This window comes from Eisenbergiella sp. OF01-20 (assembly GCF_003478085.1).
Classification (GTDB): Bacteria; Bacillota; Clostridia; order Lachnospirales; family Lachnospiraceae; genus Eisenbergiella.
Map to the genome: position 1 here is coordinate 16142 of NZ_QUES01000056.1, position 17553 is coordinate 33694.

15 protein-coding genes are annotated in these 17553 nt (G+C 49.7%); all 15 read left to right on the forward strand.

The annotated features are described in order from the left end of the window. Positions 1 to 24 precede the first annotated feature (24 nt). The 15 genes from DXA36_RS30945 to DXA36_RS31015 all read left to right on the forward strand — a co-directional run bounded on the left by DXA36_RS30945 (position 25) and on the right by DXA36_RS31015 (position 17244). Entirely contained in the window at positions 25 to 726 is a 702-nt protein-coding gene (locus DXA36_RS30945; RefSeq protein WP_118683199.1) for a response regulator transcription factor, read from the forward strand. Further along, the gene (locus DXA36_RS30950) at positions 723 to 2033 is read left to right on the forward strand and encodes an ABC transporter substrate-binding protein (protein WP_118683200.1); all 1311 of its coding nucleotides are present in this window, start codon (positions 723 to 725) and stop codon (positions 2031 to 2033) included. The genes DXA36_RS30945 and DXA36_RS30950 overlap by 4 nt, the downstream gene beginning before the upstream one ends. 266 nt (positions 2034 to 2299) lie before the next feature. After that, a complete protein-coding gene (locus DXA36_RS30955) occupies positions 2300 to 3613 on the forward strand; it encodes an ABC transporter substrate-binding protein (RefSeq protein ID WP_118683202.1) in 1314 nt (437 codons plus the stop codon). Between the two features lie 136 nt (positions 3614 to 3749). Continuing rightward, positions 3750 to 4670: a carbohydrate ABC transporter permease gene (locus DXA36_RS30960; RefSeq protein WP_118683224.1), complete on the forward strand. Its 921-nt coding sequence runs from the start codon at positions 3750 to 3752 to the stop codon at positions 4668 to 4670. A gap of 12 nt (positions 4671 to 4682) precedes the next feature. Further along, on the forward strand, positions 4683 to 5534 hold the full coding sequence (locus DXA36_RS30965) for a carbohydrate ABC transporter permease (protein ID WP_118683204.1): 852 nt from the start codon (positions 4683 to 4685) through the stop codon (positions 5532 to 5534). Between the two features lie 201 nt (positions 5535 to 5735). Next, positions 5736 to 6569 carry an alpha/beta hydrolase gene (locus DXA36_RS30970; protein ID WP_118683206.1) on the forward strand — a complete coding sequence of 278 codons (834 nt, stop codon included), beginning with the start codon at positions 5736 to 5738 and terminating at the stop codon, positions 6567 to 6569. 86 nt (positions 6570 to 6655) lie between these two features. Beyond that, positions 6656 to 8662 carry a beta-galactosidase gene (locus DXA36_RS30975; RefSeq protein ID WP_118683208.1) on the forward strand — a complete coding sequence of 669 codons (2007 nt, stop codon included), beginning with the start codon at positions 6656 to 6658 and terminating at the stop codon, positions 8660 to 8662. Between the two features lie 425 nt (positions 8663 to 9087). Then, positions 9088 to 10161, forward strand: coding sequence for a 6-phosphofructokinase (locus DXA36_RS30980; protein ID WP_118683210.1), 1074 nt, complete (start codon positions 9088 to 9090; stop codon positions 10159 to 10161). Positions 10162 to 10174: 13 nt separating this feature from the next. Then, the gene (gene dnaX, locus DXA36_RS30985; RefSeq protein ID WP_118683212.1) at positions 10175 to 11761 is read left to right on the forward strand and encodes a DNA polymerase III subunit gamma/tau; all 1587 of its coding nucleotides are present in this window, start codon (positions 10175 to 10177) and stop codon (positions 11759 to 11761) included. Positions 11762 to 11782: 21 nt separating this feature from the next. Then, positions 11783 to 12130, forward strand: coding sequence for a YbaB/EbfC family nucleoid-associated protein (locus DXA36_RS30990; protein WP_009254596.1), 348 nt, complete (start codon positions 11783 to 11785; stop codon positions 12128 to 12130). Further along, positions 12130 to 12726 (forward strand): recombination mediator RecR, encoded by a 597-nt coding sequence (gene recR, locus DXA36_RS30995; RefSeq protein ID WP_118683214.1) that lies wholly within the window; start codon positions 12130 to 12132, stop codon positions 12724 to 12726. The genes DXA36_RS30990 and recR overlap by 1 nt, the downstream gene beginning before the upstream one ends. 53 nt (positions 12727 to 12779) lie before the next feature. Then, positions 12780 to 13820: an aldose epimerase family protein gene (locus tag DXA36_RS31000; protein ID WP_118683216.1), complete on the forward strand. Its 1041-nt coding sequence runs from the start codon at positions 12780 to 12782 to the stop codon at positions 13818 to 13820. 191 nt (positions 13821 to 14011) lie between these two features. Then, complete coding sequence (locus tag DXA36_RS31005; RefSeq protein ID WP_147366666.1) at positions 14012 to 15403, forward strand: LysM peptidoglycan-binding domain-containing protein; 1392 nt, start codon at positions 14012 to 14014, stop codon at positions 15401 to 15403. Between the two features lie 145 nt (positions 15404 to 15548). After that, the gene (locus DXA36_RS31010; protein WP_118683220.1) at positions 15549 to 16751 is read left to right on the forward strand and encodes a DUF5711 family protein; all 1203 of its coding nucleotides are present in this window, start codon (positions 15549 to 15551) and stop codon (positions 16749 to 16751) included. 10 nt (positions 16752 to 16761) lie between these two features. After that, the gene (locus DXA36_RS31015) at positions 16762 to 17244 is read left to right on the forward strand and encodes a CvpA family protein (protein WP_118683222.1); all 483 of its coding nucleotides are present in this window, start codon (positions 16762 to 16764) and stop codon (positions 17242 to 17244) included. Positions 17245 to 17553 lie beyond the last annotated feature (309 nt).

A 17553-nucleotide genomic window follows, 5' to 3' on the forward strand; every position in this document is an offset into this window, starting at 1 on the left:
GCCAATCACAGATGGGAGCCAGAAATGATTAAAGTACTGATTGCAGAGGATATGCCCGCTCTTTTAAAAAAATACCAGAGGCTTCTGGAAAAGGACAGTGAGCTGGAGGTGGTGGCCGCCGTCCAGAACGGATATGAGGCGGTGATGAAAACCGTGCTCTGCCAGCCGGATGTCATATTAATGGATATTGAAATGGAGACACGCACCGCCGGCCTGGACGCGGCGAGCCAGATCCTTTCCCAATATCCCCAGGTGAAGATCATCATCCTGACCTCCTATGAGGATGATGAAAATGTATTCCAGGCCTTTAAACTGGGTGTTTCCGACTATGTCCTGAAGAATTCCAGACAGGAGGAGCTGATTACCTGCGTAAAGGACGCCTATGCCGGACGTTCCCCCATCCGCCCTGTCATCGCGGAGAAAATCCGGCGGGAATTCCAGCGGGTAAAGCAGAGCGAGGACAGCTTCCTGTATAACCTGATGCTTGTCACCCAGCTGACGCAGACCGAAATCGACATCCTGGATCTTTTGCGCCAGGGCTATGAGCGTTCGGAAATCTGTTCCATGCGCTGCGTGGAAATGACAACGTTAAAACGCCATATCCACAACATTCTCAAGAAATTCGATCTGGATTCCATGGCGGAAGTGGTTAAGCTTGTGAATGATCTTAAGATATATGATTACCTTCATAATGTAAAAAATATGGATCTGAAGGATACACGATGAAAAAGAAAAGGAACGTATTTTATATTCTGCTGACGGCAGCGCTGGCCTGCTTCCTGCTGGATGCCTGCGGCAGGGAAAGCCAAAATCCCGACACGGTGCAGGACGAAACACAGACCGCGGGAAAGCAGAAAATAATCTGTTACGATGTGACCGTGAGCAAACCCTATATGGAAGATCTGGTCAGCGTTTTCAATGCACGCAGCAGTACTACGGAAGTGGAAATGCGCTATGTGGATGACGACGGCTACGATGATGAAATCATGCGTATTCTCTCCGAAGGGGAAGGCGTGGATATTGCCTGGATCCGGCAGCCGTCCAAATCCAACCGGATGGCGGAAGCGGACCTTTTATATGATCTGTCCGATATGATAAACGACAGCTCGCTTGACATCTCAAAATACGGCCAGTCGCTGGATATCGTACAGTTGGATGAACGGATTTATTCCCTACCCTTTATCCAGAATATATGGCTGCTTTTTTACAATAAGGATATCTTTGACGAGCTGGGACTGGAATATCCCGGCCGGATGACCTGGGAGGAATACGCGCTTCTTGCGCTGCAGATTAAGGAAAGCCAGCCGGAAGGAACGGACCGGTGGGGCGGCTATCTGCCCATATGGGTGCCGAACCTGGGAGCGCTGGAGCTGGGGGAATATCTGTATGATGACGACCTGCCGGCGACCAGGGATTTCCTGGAACTGATGGACAGGCTTTATAATACCGAACACAGCCATCCGAATGTAAAGGAAATGGAAAAAATATCGCCCGGCTATACCACCTTCCTGGATGGGGAGATCGGAATGATGATCAACGGAGACTGGACAATTCAGATACTTCAGAACCTGGAGGCGTCCAGAATGGAAAACTGCCGGTGGGATGCGGCTCCCCTGCCCCTGACCCGGGGAGCGGAGGACGGTACTTCGGTGGGAAGCAATTCCTATCTGGCGGTTTCCTCCCGCAGCAGCTATCCGGAAAATGCCTTTGAATTCCTTGAGTTCTGCTGCGGGGAGGAAGGGGCTACCATCCTGGCATCCAATTACTGCTTCCCTTCTTATTTTACGGAGGGCAGCAGGGAAAGCTATATTAAGAACGCGGGAATCACACAGGTCGGTTTTTTCTTTGACGCGATTCTGCAGAATGAAGAGGGAAAACACCTGTTATACCGGGATCTGAGAGATGTTTTTAACGAAGAGGCAATCGGCTATTTGAGCGGGGAAAAAAGCCTTGACACGGCTATAGAGGATTACCTGAAGGGCAGAAATGCATTACAGGCGGAAGAAAATGCGAAAAAAGAAGCGCAAAAATAAAATAATATCGAAAATTATCTTTTTTCCGTATGATTGTTTCAGAGGATGGGTGTAGAAAATCTCATCCTCTTTTTTATGCTTAAAATCCTTGTTAAGGGCACATATAAAGTGTAAATGCCGGATTTCTTTGAAAAGATGCACAAAATAAAACGATTTTCTTTATACAAAAGGTGTAGATTTTTTGAGACTTTCCAGAATTGGCACAGCAGTTATAATAAAATCATCAGGAAATACGAAACAAGTTGTTTAGTCCAAAGGAGGCAATTATGAAAAAGAAAGCATTAAGCATTCTTCTCACTGCAGCAATGGCAGTAACCTTGCTGGCAGGATGCGGAAGCAGCTCTTCCGATAACACGGCCGCATCTTCCGCGGCAGCAGGCGACACTGCTGCACAGAGTGAAGCTGCAGGAAGCGAAGCCGCAGCAAGCACAGATAAGACAGTTATTAATTTCTATTATTCCACCGACCTTGAAAAAGTGGCGACAAAAGAAATGGAAGCCTTTAACGCTGCCAACAGTGATATTGAAGTTGTGGGCCACAGCATTGCAGAAGGCGATTACGACGATAAGGTTAAGGTTATGACAGCAGGCGGCTCCACAGATGCTGACGTTTACTGGGTCCGCTCACCTGCACAGATGGCACAGTATACAGCCAACGGCGCATTTGTAGACCTGGCTCCCTATGCGGCAAGCTCAGGCGTGGATTTAAGCCCCATTAAGGATACCTCCCTTGCAGGTGTTACCGATGAAAACGGTTCGTTCTACGGATATCCCACCAGCGGATCCTGCTGGATGATGTTCTACAACAAAGAACTGTTCGATGCCAAAGGGATTGCATATCCGGAAAACCTTACCTGGAATGAATACCTTGACCTGATCAAGGAGCTGACCGGGGAAGAAAACGGAACCAAATACTGGGGAGGCCTTATGCCGAACTGGACGCCTAACCTGGGAGCTATCCCCACAGGCGAATACCTGGATGATGAAAACCTGACCAGAACAAAAGAATTTGCACAGATTCAGCATCGTATGTATATCGAAGATGCCAGTGCTCCCGGAATTGCTGAAATGACTTCTGGTACCTTTGATATTAAGGCTTATTTTGAAGCCGGCAACATTTACACCATGATCAACGGCGACTGGATGTTCCGTCTGATGGAAGCTGATTTTGAATGGGGTGCGGCCCCTCTGCCGATTTTTGAAGGAGAACCGGAAGGATCCAGCGTTGGACAGAGTTCTTATCTGGTCGTTTCATCGACATCCAAGAATCCGGAAGCGGCATATAAATTCATTGAATTTTATTGCACATCCCCCGAAGGAACATCAATTATTGCGGAAAACCGTGACGTTCCTTCTTACACGACAGATGAAGCCCTGGAAGTATATAAATCACAGGTAAATGTTCCGGGAGTGGACTATCGTTTTTCTGCCAAGATAAAAGATGAGCAGAAAGGGGAAGAAGGTTATGCTTCCCTGATTGAAGCTTACAGACAGGAGTGGGAACTCTATCTTTTGGATGAGCAGTCACTGGATGACACGTTCAAAAATTACGCCGAGTTACGTGACGAGATTATGAACTAAGACAACAATAGTACAGTTACTGTACTTGGGGAAACCGCATGAATCCGGCGCCTTTATCAGGGGCGCCGGATTTTAGCGAGTAGGATATGCCGCGCCCCGGGGCATGGGCATATACCAAAAAAAGGAGGGAAAATGCATGGCAGCTTCCGCGAAGAAACAACCTAAGAAACGGATGAGCAGGGCGGCAAGAAAAGAAGCTATCTCAGGATACCTGTATCTGCTCCCCAACTTCATCGGATTTTTTATCTTTACAGCCATTCCGATTATTCTGGGACTGTTAATCAGCTTTACGGACTATAACGGTTTCAAATGGAATTTTGTGGGGATCAGCAATTATATAAAAATGTTCGGGGATTCCCAGTTTAAGGCGGCTCTTGTGAACAATCTGGTATACTCCGTTGTCAGTGTGCCTCTCACCATAGCCTTTTCGTTGATACTGGCCCTGGCTCTCAACCGGAAGCTGTTTGGCGGCGGTTTTTTCAAAACCGTATTTTTCTTCCCCAACCTGACTTCCATGGTGGCTATCGGCTGTATTGCGATGCTGCTGTTCCAGCCCGTAGACGGGCCTGTCAATCAGGTGCTGCGCGGAATCGGTATCGCCCAGGAGCATCTGCCCAAATGGTTTATGTCCACCAAAACGGCCCTGCTCACAGTTATTATCGTGGTAGTATGGAAACAGGCCGGTTATTATATGATTATGTTCATGGGCGGCTTAAAGAGCATTCCCAACCATCTGTATGAAGCGGCGCAGATTGACGGCGCCAATTCCTGGAAGATTTTCTGGAATGTGACCTGGCCCATGCTGTCCCCCACCACCTTCATGGTTACTATCCTTTGCTTTATCGCATCCTTCCAGGTATTCGATATCATCAATGTAACCACCCAGGGAGGGCCGGGACGAGCCACCAGCGTGCTCGTATTCCGTATTTACAAAGAGGCGTTCGGGGAATGGAAGATGGGCTATGCATCCGCAATCGCTTACTTCCTGTTTGTTATCATTCTGATTATCACCCTGATTCAGTGGAAGGGTCAGAAAAACTGGGTAAATGAAGATTAAAGGAGGTCCGCAATGGCAAAACAAGCACAGCAACAGAACAAAAAGAAAGTAAAAGTCAGTTCCCTTGTGATTTTTATTTTCTGCTGTATCGTGGCATTTACAATGTTGGTTCCCTTCGTGTGGATGGTCAGCGCTTCCTTTAAGGTGAATACGGAGATTTTCTCCTATCCCGTAAAGTGGATCCCGGAGGTGTTCCGTACCCTGAATTATGAAAAGGTGTGGCAGAGCATCCCCTTCCTGCAGTATTTTCTGAACACCCTGAAGCTGGCGGTTATCATCACCCTGCTCCAGCTGTTCACCTGCTCCCTGGCGGCATTTGCCTTTACCAAGCTGCAGTTCCCCGGAAGGGATAAGATTTTCGTGGCTTACCTGGCTACCATGATGGTGCCCTGGCATGCCATTATGATTCCCCAGTTTATCGTGGTAAAGTCCTTCGGGATGTATAATACCCACCTGTCCCTCATTGTACTGCAGGCCTTCAGCGCCTTCGGCGTATTCCTTCTCCGCCAGAACATGCTCAGCATCCCGGGCAGCCTGCATGAGGCGGCCAAGATCGACGGCTGCTCCACCTTCGGCATATACCGTAAAATCATTCTGCCCCTGTCCCAGAACGGTCTGGCAACGCTTACCGTCCTCACGTTCAACAGCGTATGGAATGACTACATGGGCCCTATGATTTATCTGGACAGCGACAGGCTGAAAACCATCCAGCTCGGACTGGCATCCTTCCAGCAGCAGTTTTCAGCCGACTATGGCGCTATTATGGCCGGTACCGTTTGTTCGGTCATTCCCATCATCATTGTATACAGCATCGGACAGAAATACATTGTGGAAGGCGTTGCCTTCGCCGGTGTAAAGGGCTGATGTAACAGACCGGACAAGACCGGACGGTTACAGGCCGGCTACAAAAAGCCGGTGTTGACGGCACCGGCAGGATATTGTATAAAGAGAGTGGACCCGCGCATTGCGTGGGTTCGATTTCTATACGGAGTAGCAAAAGTCCCTTTTAAACCACTGATATTTGCAGTATCGCAGGAATACCTGCGATAAGCAGGAGGTATAAACATGAAAACCGTGTCCATTCGTCCCCTGCAGGAATCCCGTGCCCTTCTGGCCGGTTACCTGCATCCTTATTCTGAAGAAATGCCCCACAGAAAGGAGCGTCCCTGCGTGGTTGTCTGCCCCGGCGGCGCTTATAAATTCTGCTCCGACAGGGAAGCGGACCCGATAGCGGAAGCTTATTTTGCTAAAGGATTCCAGGTCTTTGTCCTCTGCTACAGCACAACCGGGAGGGAGAAGGAGTACCCGGCAACCGGTTTTACCCCTTTATGCGAGCTTTCCGCGAGTGTGGTACATATCCGCGAACATGCAGCTGCATACGGTGTGGATCCGGAAAAAATCGCGGTGTGCGGCTTCTCGGCCGGCGGTCATCTGGCAGCCAGTCTGGGTGTCCACTGGAACAATGACAGGCTGCGCGCCCTGTATCCGGTAACCGGCAGGCAGAACCGGCCGGACGCTATGATCCTTTCCTACCCCGTGATTTCCGCCTTAAAAGAAACCCATCCCGAATGGCACGACAGCTTCAGCGCCCTTTTGGGAGAGAATCCGACGCCGGAGGCGGAAGCTTTTTTCTCCCTGGAGGATCAGGTGGACGAAGAGACTGTCCCGGCTTTCTGCTGGCATACCATGGATGACGACTGCGTGAGCGTGACCAATACCATGCGCTTTGTCAAAAGCCTGTATGAGCACGGCATCCCGGCGGAATGCCATCTTTTCGAGCACGGACACCACGGACTGTCCATGTGCACCCGGGAGGTGGGGGACGATTATCCCCATGTGGCCCACTGGTTCGAATTAAGCTGCGAATGGCTGTGTACCCGTTTTGACTGGCAGGTATAAACATACGGAACGGGGAACGCGCAGACCAAAACAGTCAAAAAATTTACAGATGAAAAGCCCGCCCTCTGCGGGCAGATAGGAGTACTATGGCAAATAAAATGTTATATGGAGGGGATTATAACCCGGAACAGTGGGACGAAGCGGTATGGGAAGAGGACATGCGTATGTTCCGTCTTGCGGGGATAGACTGTGTCACTCTGAACGTTTTCAGCTGGGCGGCCCTCCAGCCTGACGAAGTGACATACCGTTTTGAACGTCTGGATAAAATTATGGAGCTTGTCCGTAAGAATAATCTGAAGGTGGTAATGGCCACCTCCACCGCAGCCCATCCTGCCTGGATGGCTAAAAAATATCCGGAAGTGCTGCGCACGGAATTCAACGGTATAAGGAGAAAATTCGGCAGCAGGCATAACTCCTGCCCCAACAGCCCCGTCTATCAGAAATATTCCGCGGCCCTTGCCCGTAAGCTGGCAGAACGCTATGGAACCTGTGACAACATTGTGGCCTGGCATATCTCCAATGAATACGGCGGGGAATGCTATTGCGAAAATTGTGAAAAAGCCTTCCGCGTCTGGCTGAAGGAAAAATACGGCACCATGGAGGCTCTTAATAAGGCCTGGAATACCAGCTTCTGGGGCCACACCTTTTATGATTGGGATGAAATCGTCGTCCCCAACCTGCAAAGTGAACATTTCGCCCAGGATCGCACCACATTTCAGGGCATTTCCCTGGATTACCGCAGATTCAACTCCGATTCCATGCTCCGCAATTATCTGGGGGAATATGAAGCGGTCAAAGCGGTTACCCCGCATATCCCGGTGACCACCAACCTGATGGGCTTCTACAAACCCCTGGATTACCAGAAGTGGGCCAGGTACATGGATCTGGTATCCTGGGATAACTACCCCAACCCCACCGACCCGCCGGCCCTGGTTGCCATGCGCCATGACCTGATGCGCGGACTGAAGCAGGGAGCACCTTTCATGCTTATGGAGCAGACTCCCAGCGTGACCAACTGGCAGCCCTATAATCTCCTGAAGCGTCCCGGTGAAATGCGCCTCATCAGTTACCAGGCTGTGGCACATGGCGCGGACACAGTTATGTTCTTCCAGATGCGCAGAAGCATCGGCGCCTGTGAGAAATTCCACGGTGCGGTGATCGATCACGTCGGCACGGAGCATACGAGAGTATTCCGGGAAGTGAGCCGGCTCGGTGCGGAGCTGGAGCAGTTGGGCGGTGTCACCCTGAACGCCAGGACTCCCTCCCGCGTCGCCATGCTTGTGGACTGGGATAACTGGTGGGCTCTGGAATATTCCGCAGGTCCCAGCTGTGACCTGAAATATCTGGATGAGCTTGCCAATTACTATACCGCACTCTATGACAAAAATATATCCGTAGACATTATTTCCACGGAAGATTCCCTGGAGGGCTATCAGGTGGTAATCGCGCCCGTCCTGTATATGACGAAACCCGGGACGGATGAGAAAATACGCAGGTTCGTATCCGCCGGCGGAACCTTTGTGACCACCTTCCTGAGCGGGCTGGTGGATGAAAACGATCTTGTTTTCACCGGCGGCTACCCCGGAAAGCTGCGGGATATCCTCGGTATCTGGGTGGAAGAAACAGACGCCCTGCCCGCTTATATGAAAAATAGGTTTTCATGGAACGGCAAAGAATATGAATCCGGCGTAATCTGCGACATCATGCATATGGAACACGCAAAAGCCCTTGCCTGCTATGAGAAGGATTTTTACGAAGGAACCCCCGTACTGTCCAGAAATGAACTGGGTGAGGGACGTGCCTACTATGTGGCAACCCGTTCCGGCGGGGATTTCTATGCGGACTTCCTTGAAATGGTCCTTGAAGAGCAGAACATAAAACCCGTATTCAAACCCCGCGCCGGCGTGGAGATCACCCTGCGCCGGAAGAACGGTAACGACTTCCTTTTCTTCCTGAACCATAATGCACAGGAAGAAAAACTGACAGCTGAGAATCCCGGCACCGATCTCCTCACCGGAAAACAGTACCTTGCCGGTGACGATATCATTCTTCCCGGAAAAGGAGTCATGATCTTCAAAGAAAACCTTTCCTGACACAAAATATACTGCCGCCGGTACGCAAGCATTCTGAGCCCGGCGGCGTTTATTTTTTAAAATCTGCTCCGTTACCATTCACGGCCTGCCTGCTCTCCTGGAAAAAAACGTTGTACAAGCTGACAAAACATTGTATAATTTTACTAACAGTCCGGACAGTCGGAACGGTTTTTTATTTCAGATACGCAGTGTATTTTATATGTGTTACTATGTTTATAACCCAGACTTCGCATAATAGAATCGCCGGCTAAATCTGCGGAAGGCTTTCTTCAAGGATTTCCGGCATTGTTTTTTGGTGGCTTTCCGGCAGGAGAAGGTGTTGCCCGGGATACATTATATAAAACAAAGGTGGCTATTCAGTCGATTCCGGCAGTAACTGAGAGGGGACTGAACAGTTAACGGCAAAAAAAAGGAGGGTTCTGTCCATGATAAGAATTGGAATGTTAACCAGCGGCGGGGACTGTCAGGCTCTGAATGCAGCAATGAGAGGCGTTGCCAAGACACTGTTCAACGGCAAGGAGCAAGTGGAAATTTACGGCTTCCTGGATGGTTATAAAGGGCTGATTTACGGGAAATTCCGCATGCTTACCGGCTTCGATTTTTCCGGTATCCTCACAAAAGGCGGCACCATTTTAGGCAGCAGCCGGATGCCGTTCAAGCTGATGCGGGATCCGGATGAGAACGGGTTAAACAAAGTGGAAGCCATGAAGCAGAATTACCACAAGCTGCAGCTGGACTGCCTGGTTATCCTGGGAGGGAACGGAACCCATAAGACTGCCAACCTGCTGAAGGAGGAAGGCCTGAACGTGATTACCCTTCCCAAGACAATAGATAATGATTTGTGGGGAACCGATATGACCTTTGGTTTCCAGAGCGCAGTGAATATCGCTACGGATGCCATTGATAACATCCATACCACCGCCGCTTCCCATGGCAGGGTGTTCATTGTGGAGGTTATGGGGCACAAAGTCGGCTTCCTGACCCTGAATGCCGGAATGGCGGGCGGAGCGGACGTAATCCTGATTCCGGAAATCCCTTATGATATTAACAAGGTGGTCGAAGCCATCAAAGAACGCCATGACAGAGGCAGCCGGTTTACCATCCTTGCGGTGGCCGAAGGCGCCATATCCAAAGAAGATGCCAAACTGAGCAAAAAAGAATATAAGAAAAAACTGGAGAGTTATACCTACCCTTCCGTTTCCTATGAGATCGCGGATCAGATTGCAAAGAAAAGCGGCATGGAAGTGCGTGTGACCGTACCCGGCCATACCCAGAGAGGCGGAACCCCCTGCCCGTATGACAGAGTATTTGCAAGCCGCCTTGGTTCGGAGGCCGGCAAACTGATTCTGAAAGGGGAGTACGGCTTCATGGTCGGCTACAAGAACCGGGAAATCGTAAAAGTACCCCTGGAGGAGGTCGCCGGAAAACTGAAGATGGTGGATCCTAATTCTTCCATAGTAAAAGAAGCCAAAATGCTGGGAATCAGCTTCGGCGATTAAGAAGAGGTAAAAAATGTCTTACACAGCTCTTTACCGTAAATTCCGCCCGGAACGTTTTGAGGACGTGAAGGGCCAGGACCACATTGTCACCACATTAAGAAACCAGATAGAGGCGGATCGTATCGGCCATGCCTATCTGTTCTGCGGGACAAGAGGGACAGGCAAGACAACCATAGCTAAAATTTTTGCAAAAGCCGTCAACTGTGAGAACCCAACGGACGGCTCTCCCTGCGGGGAATGCCGCAGCTGCCGTTCCATTGCGGCAGCAGCCAGCATGAATGTGATAGAAATCGACGCGGCTTCCAACAACGGTGTGGACAACATCCGTGAAATTGTGGATGAGGTGTCTTACTCCCCGGCGGAAGGACGTTTCAAGGTTTATATTATTGATGAAGTGCATATGCTCTCCATAGGAGCTTTTAACGCCCTTTTGAAAACACTGGAGGAACCGCCTTCCTATGTTATTTTTATTCTGGCGACCACAGAGGTGCACAAGATCCCGGTAACCATCCTGTCGAGGTGCCAGAGATATGATTTTAAGAGAATTTCCATCGAGACCATTGCCGACAGACTCCGGGAGCTGATGGTACAGGAAAACCAGCAGGTGCAGGAAAAAGCCCTCCGGTATGTGGCAAAAGCGGCGGACGGATCCATGCGTGATGCCCTCAGCCTCCTGGATCAGTGCATCGCCTTCCATTATGGGAAGGAACTCACCTATGATATGGTGCTGGATGTGCTTGGTGCCGTGGATACCGAGGTTTTCAGCAGGCTTCTGCGGGCTGTGCTGGAGCGAAACGTGACAGAATGCATCGGCATTCTGGAAGAAATCGTCATGCAGGGAAGGGAACTGTCCCAGTTTGTTTCGGATTTCACCTGGTATCTGCGTAACCTTTTGCTGATAAAAACCTCAGAGGACGGGGCAATAGAGGATGTGGTGGACGTTTCCTCGGATAACCTGCTGCGGCTGAAGGAAGAGGCCGGTATGGCCCAGACCGATGCCATTATGCGTTATATCCGGGAGCTGTCCGAGCTTTCCGGCAGAATACGCTATGCAGGACAGAAGCGGATAGTAATCGAGATGGCCCTGATTAAGCTGTGCCGTCCGCAGATGGAGGTCAGTCAGGATTCGCTGCTGGATCGGATCCGGGCTGTGGAACAGCAGCTGGAAAAAGGCGTGGTCATGCAGCCCTCCCCAGGCGCCGATCCCCGGGCCGCAGCTGCGCCGCCGGGACAGGAAAAGGCTGTCCACACCTTTTCCCAGGCAGATTTGCCGAAAGCCATCCCGGAGGATGTATCCCGGATTGTATCCAATTGGCCCACCCTTGTAGGGCAGACAGCTATGCCGATGAAGCAGTACCTCAAAAAGGCAAAGCTGAGTCTGGGCGGTGACAACCGGCTGATGGTGGTGCTGGAGGATGGCCTGGCTTCGGATTATTTTCTGAAGCAGGAAGGAAACAAGGAAGAGCTGGAAAAGCTTCTTTCTGAATTCTCCGGGAAGCAGGTGGAGGTAACGATGACGGTCTCCCGTGCCGACAGGGATTTTGAGGACTCCTACGTGGATTTAACCCAAATCATCCACATGGAAATAGAAGAAGAATAGTTAAGGAGGTCATAACGGATTATGGCAAAGAGAGGCGGATTCCCGGGCGGCGGTATGCCCGGAAATATGAATAACCTGATGAAGCAGGCACAGAGGATGCAGCGTCAGATGGAAGAGAGCCAGAAAGAACTGGAAACCAAGGAGTTCACGGCAAAGGCCGGAGGCGGTGCGGTGGAAGTTACCGTTACCGGAAAAAAAGAGATTACCAAAGTGAAGCTGTCCGAAGAAGTGGTGGATCCGGATGATATCGAAATGCTTGAGGATCTTGTGGTGGCCGCTGCCAACGAAGCCCTGCGTATGGCTGAAGAAGCCAATACGGAAATGATGGGCAAGATGACAGGCGGTCTTGGCGGAGGCTTTCCTTTCTGATGGACCTTTACAGCGGATACATTAATAAATTAATCGATGAGCTGTCAGGCCTGCCCGGGATCGGGAGCAAATCCGCCCAGCGGCTGGCCTTCCATATCATTAATCTGCCGGCAGCCAAGGTGGAAAGGCTTGCCAGGACCATGACGGATGCCAAGGAACATGTTCGGTATTGCGAAGAATGCTTTACGCTGACCGATTCCGAAAAATGTCCCGTCTGCGCCAATGACCGCAGGGATCATTCGGTCATCATGGTGGTGGAAAACACCAGAGATTTGGCCGCTTATGAAAAAACCGGCAAATACGAGGGCGTATATCATGTCCTTCACGGAGCCATTTCCCCCATGCTGGGGATCGGCCCCAATGATATCAAGCTGAAAGAATTGATGCACCGCCTTACCGGAGAGGTGAAGGAAGTCATAATTGCCACCAATTCCAGCCTGGAAGGGGAAACGACGGCCATGTATATAGGAAAGCTGATCAAACCCACAGGAATCAAGGTGACGAGAATTGCCAGCGGTGTTCCGGTAGGCGGCGATCTGGAATATATAGACGAAGTCACTCTGCTGCGCGCGCTGGAAGGCAGAGTGGAAATGTAACAGAAACAGTTTGCGTGAATGCGTGCCCGGGCACGCGGAAGGGAGAGGATGAAATGGCAGTGCAGAAAGAACTTTTTGGTTCTACCAGGGAAGGAAAAGAGGTCTATCTTTATACGCTTTCAAACAGCAGGGGAATGAAGGCAAAGGTGATGAATTACGGCGCCATTCTTGTGGATTTAATCGTGCCGGACAAAGACGGCAGGACTGCGGACGTGGTGCTCGGCTATGATAAACTGTCTGAATACTTTGTAAATGGATGTTTTTTCGGAGCGGTTATCGGTCCCAATGCCAATCGGATCGCCAATGCCAGCTTTACGCTGGACGGTGTGGAATACCATCTGGATCCCAATGACGGTGCCAATAACCTTCACAGCCACAAGGAGCTGGGGGTCCATAAAAGAATATGGGAAGCACAGGAGACGGACAACGGCGTAACCTTCTCTGTTGAGATACCTGACGCAGATATGGGATTTCCCGGAAATAAAACACTTCAGGTCACCTATACCGTGAATGAGGAAAACGAACTGAAGCTTGAATACCGGGGAACCAGTGATAAAAATACCATTATCAATATGACCAATCATTCTTATTTTAATCTGGACGGCCATGATGCAGGAGAGATATCCGAGCATCTGGTAACGATTCATGCGAAATATTTCACGGAGATTGTGCCCGGCGCTATCCCCACAGGAAAACTGCTTCCCGTGGAGGGAACGCCTATGGACTTCAATACACCCAGGAAAATAGGGGAAGAGATTGATAAGGAATGGGATCAGCTGGAAATGGTAGGAGGCTACGATCATAACTGGTGCCTGGATAATTACGACGGGAACGTGAGGCTTGTGGCTGTTGCCTCCAATCCTTCCGGGAGCAGGATCATGAAGGTGTTTACCGACCTCCCCGGGGTGCAGTTCTATACCAGCAACGGCATGGCCGAGCAGACAGGAAAAGGCGGGGCAAACTACGGAAACCGTACCGCTTATTGTCTGGAGACCCAGTTCTATCCGGACACTGCCAATGAACCGGATTTCCCGTCCGCAGTTTTCGGACCGGGGAAAGATTACCACAGCGTAACTATTTTCCGTTTTGAATAAATTTCCTGAGCCAGGCCGGAGTCCTTTCCCGTGCCTGGCTTTTTCTTGCCCATGATCATACGGATGGCACGCGGGGTGTGTCTAACGCTGTTTGCCGCCTTTTGTCGAAAAGAATATAGGCATTGCCGCGGGTTCCGCCAAAATATGCGTCCTTTCTTTGCTATATTGAAAGAAAAAAAGGCGGTGGCAGTATGCAGATTCCTAAAAATGTGGTACAGGCAGGCGACGTGGACCCCTGTCACAAAATATACATAGAAGACTACGTATATACATATCTTTCCCAAAACCGGAGCGGGGACAAGTCCGCAGATTTCTGCCTGTATGGAAAAACAGAAAAAGAAGGGGAAGTCCGGTACTATTTTATTTACGGTGCGGCAAAAGAAGGACCCGGATGGGAAATGACGGCACGAAGATATTTTTCCAAACAGATCCGAATTGGGGAGGCCAGTGTCGATGAGCAGGAGGCCTGGCTCTTTTTTGAGGACGGGTATGCTACCCCTCTGGAAGGCTATTTTATTTTTTATGAACAGAATGAGGACATGCAGTCCTATCTCATAGCAGTACACCAGAACCAGCCCGGAGAAGCCGTACAGGAGGTAAGGCCGAGAGCATCTGCAAGAAACATGGAGACGGGCCGCAGGCCGGAAACCGAAACGCCGGAAAAGCCGGAAGAAAAAGATACCGATGTCCGGGAGCCGCGAAGAATCAGACGGTTTCCACATTCCTATAATTTAGAGCCTGAGAAGGAACCGGAAAACAGCCAGGAAAAGGTTATGCAGGCGGCAGAAATCTATGGCAGGAAAAGGCCGGATAACAAGCAGGGGGATAACAGAAGAAATGCGGTTTCCCATAACAGACAGGACGAAAGGAAATCCTCCTTTTTCAGCAGGGCGGCAGGCCTGGCGGTCCTGCTTGTCCTTTGTGTGATCGGGGTAACCTCCATCAACCGGTATAATGATATGAAGGAAGCCGGAAATATGTTCGCCGGCGCCGCACAGCAGCTGGAGGACGGCGGGGAAGAAACCGCCTCTGCAGAATCCGCCGAAGGAAGCAGCGGTTTCCAGGTGGAAGAGAAACAGGCGGCCCTGCCTGATGCGGAAAATGCGCAGGCCCAGGAGAGCCTTTCTCTTCCGGTGATGTCCTCCTCTGTAAACGGAACTTCCCAGGAAAATCAGGCGGCTTTCCCCGCAGCAGCCGAAGAGGCAGCGGAAGCGGGTACCGGTCAGACGCAGAATCCGGTTCCGGAAACGCAGGCAGACGCAGACGGGCAGGCACTGGCTGATGCCCGGGATGACGCGCAGGAAGCCAATGCCCAGGATGCCCCGGCTCCTTCCGCGGAGGAACAGGAAGCTTCGGAAGAATCGGACGGAAATGTGCAGCCCGCCTCCGACATCACTTCCGATGCCGTGGCCGCATCTGCACAAATCCCCGCCAGCTATACCGTACAATCCGGGGACAGCCTGGCACTTATCTGCCGGCGCTTTTATGGAAACCTGGATAAAATGGATGAAATCTGTGAACTGAATTCCATATCCAATCCCAACCGGCTGACTCCGGGACAAAAAATTATACTTCCTAATTGAAAATTTATGGTATAATCCCAATAGGGCAGAGCCAGGTGAGAAAAAAGCCGCGTGATTTTGCATCAACGGGGCTTTTTTTATTCACTTCCCAAAGCTTCGGGGTATTAGACTGCAGTTACAGAACAATTATGATTTGAGGATTTCTATGTCGAATGTACGTGACTATCTGCGCAAGAGAGCAGAGCGTAAAGAAAATAAAAAAACGGAAAAGAATATGGGAAATCTGATAATTAAGCACAGGATGGCTATTATCACCAGGACAATCCTGGTATTACTCCTTTGTGCCGGACTTGGGGCCACCATCTATGTCCAGCTTAAAAATCAGGTATTTACAAGCTATGTTACCCTTTCCACCATTGAAAAGCAGCAATACGACAATGCGGCGTGTCTGAACTATCAGAATGGCTTTCTTACTTACAGTAAGGATGGTATCAGTTATACCGATACCAAAGGCAACGCTCTTTGGAACCAGACCTTTGAAATGCAGAATCCCATGGTCCGCATAGCCGAATCGAGGGTTGCCGTAGCGGATTATAACGGACATATCATACATAATATTGCCCAGTCCGGCGATGCCGTGGAAATAGATACCAACCTTCCTATCCGTGAATTTGCATTATCTGAGAATGGTATGGTAGCGGCGATATTGGAGGATACTAATATCACATGGATATATCTTTATAATTCCAACGGTGAAAAGGTGGCATATATAAAGACTACCATGCAGAAAAGCGGCTACCCGGTAGCGGTAGCTCTTTCCCCTGACGGAAAGCTGATGGCTGTATCCTATGTTACCGTGGAGAGCGGCGCTGCCAAAAGCAGCGTGGCATTTTATAATTTCAGCTCCGTAGGACAGAACTTCGTGGATAATTTCGCCAGCGGTGCCGATTATGTGGACGCCGTCATACCCTATATCACATTTTTGAGCAAAGATACCGCCTTTGCCGTTGCGGATAACCGGCTTGTACTTTACGGTGGGGACCAGAGACCGAAAAGTACGGCGGATGTATTGCTGGATGAAGAAATACAAAGTGTTTTCTATAATGAAAACAATATCGGACTGGTATTCCTGGACACCACCGGTGCAGGAAAATACCGTCTGGACGTATATAATACCTCCGGTGCCGTAGTAACCTCGCTGTATTTCGATATGGATTATAAAGATATTATCCTTTATAAGGATACCGTCATTATATATAATGAAACGCAGTGTACCATATTTAATATGAGAGGGCTGGAGCGGTTCCGCGGTGAGTTTGAAAAGCCTGTTCTCTTATTTTCGCCGATCAGCACGAAAAAATACCTGGCTGTAACCAAAGACAGTATTGATATGATAGAAATGAAATAGGAGTATACAAATGAATTTTAATATTCTGCTGATTATTCTGCTGGCTCTGTGTATCTGGAGGGCTGTCAGAGGATTCCGCACAGGGATGGCGGAGGAAGTGTACCGGCTTATTTCCCTGGTAGTCGCCCTGTTTGTGCTGGCGCTGTCCATCATGGCCATTTCCAGCTTCATGGATCACGATAACAAAAACGGAATTATAGCCATTATCCTCATTGTTATCACGGGGATTCTTTTCCACCTGCTGAGTATTGTCCTGAATTCCCTGAAAACCATTGCCGGGCTGCCCATAATCAGCTTCTTCAACAGTCTTTTGGGCATAGCCGCAGGGATTCTTGAAGTGGTGGTTGCTTTGTGGATTCTCTACATTATTATACAAAACTTCCCCACGGGAGCCTTCGGGGAACAAATAATGAAGTGGACCAATGAAAATGAGTGGCTGCTCCGGCTGTATCAATCCAATTATATTTCGGGCTGGATATCTTCTTTTATGTAGATATCCGGCCTTTCTCTTTTCGTGGGGCAGGTATAATACGGAGGACCGACCTTCGAAAGCCCCGGTTTATACAATATCTTGTGGTAGAAACTACAAGATATTGGGGTTGATAAAATATTCCAAAAACTTGTAAAAAAAATCTAAAAAAATGTTGACATCTAACGATACATAATGCTAAAATAAGACTCACCGCGGATAACGGTGAAACAACAACTTGAAAGAAATAAAAAAAGTTGAAAAAAGTGCTTGACTGGCAAAACAACATGTGATAAGATATCAACTGTTGCGGCTGAGAAAGCAGCACACAGA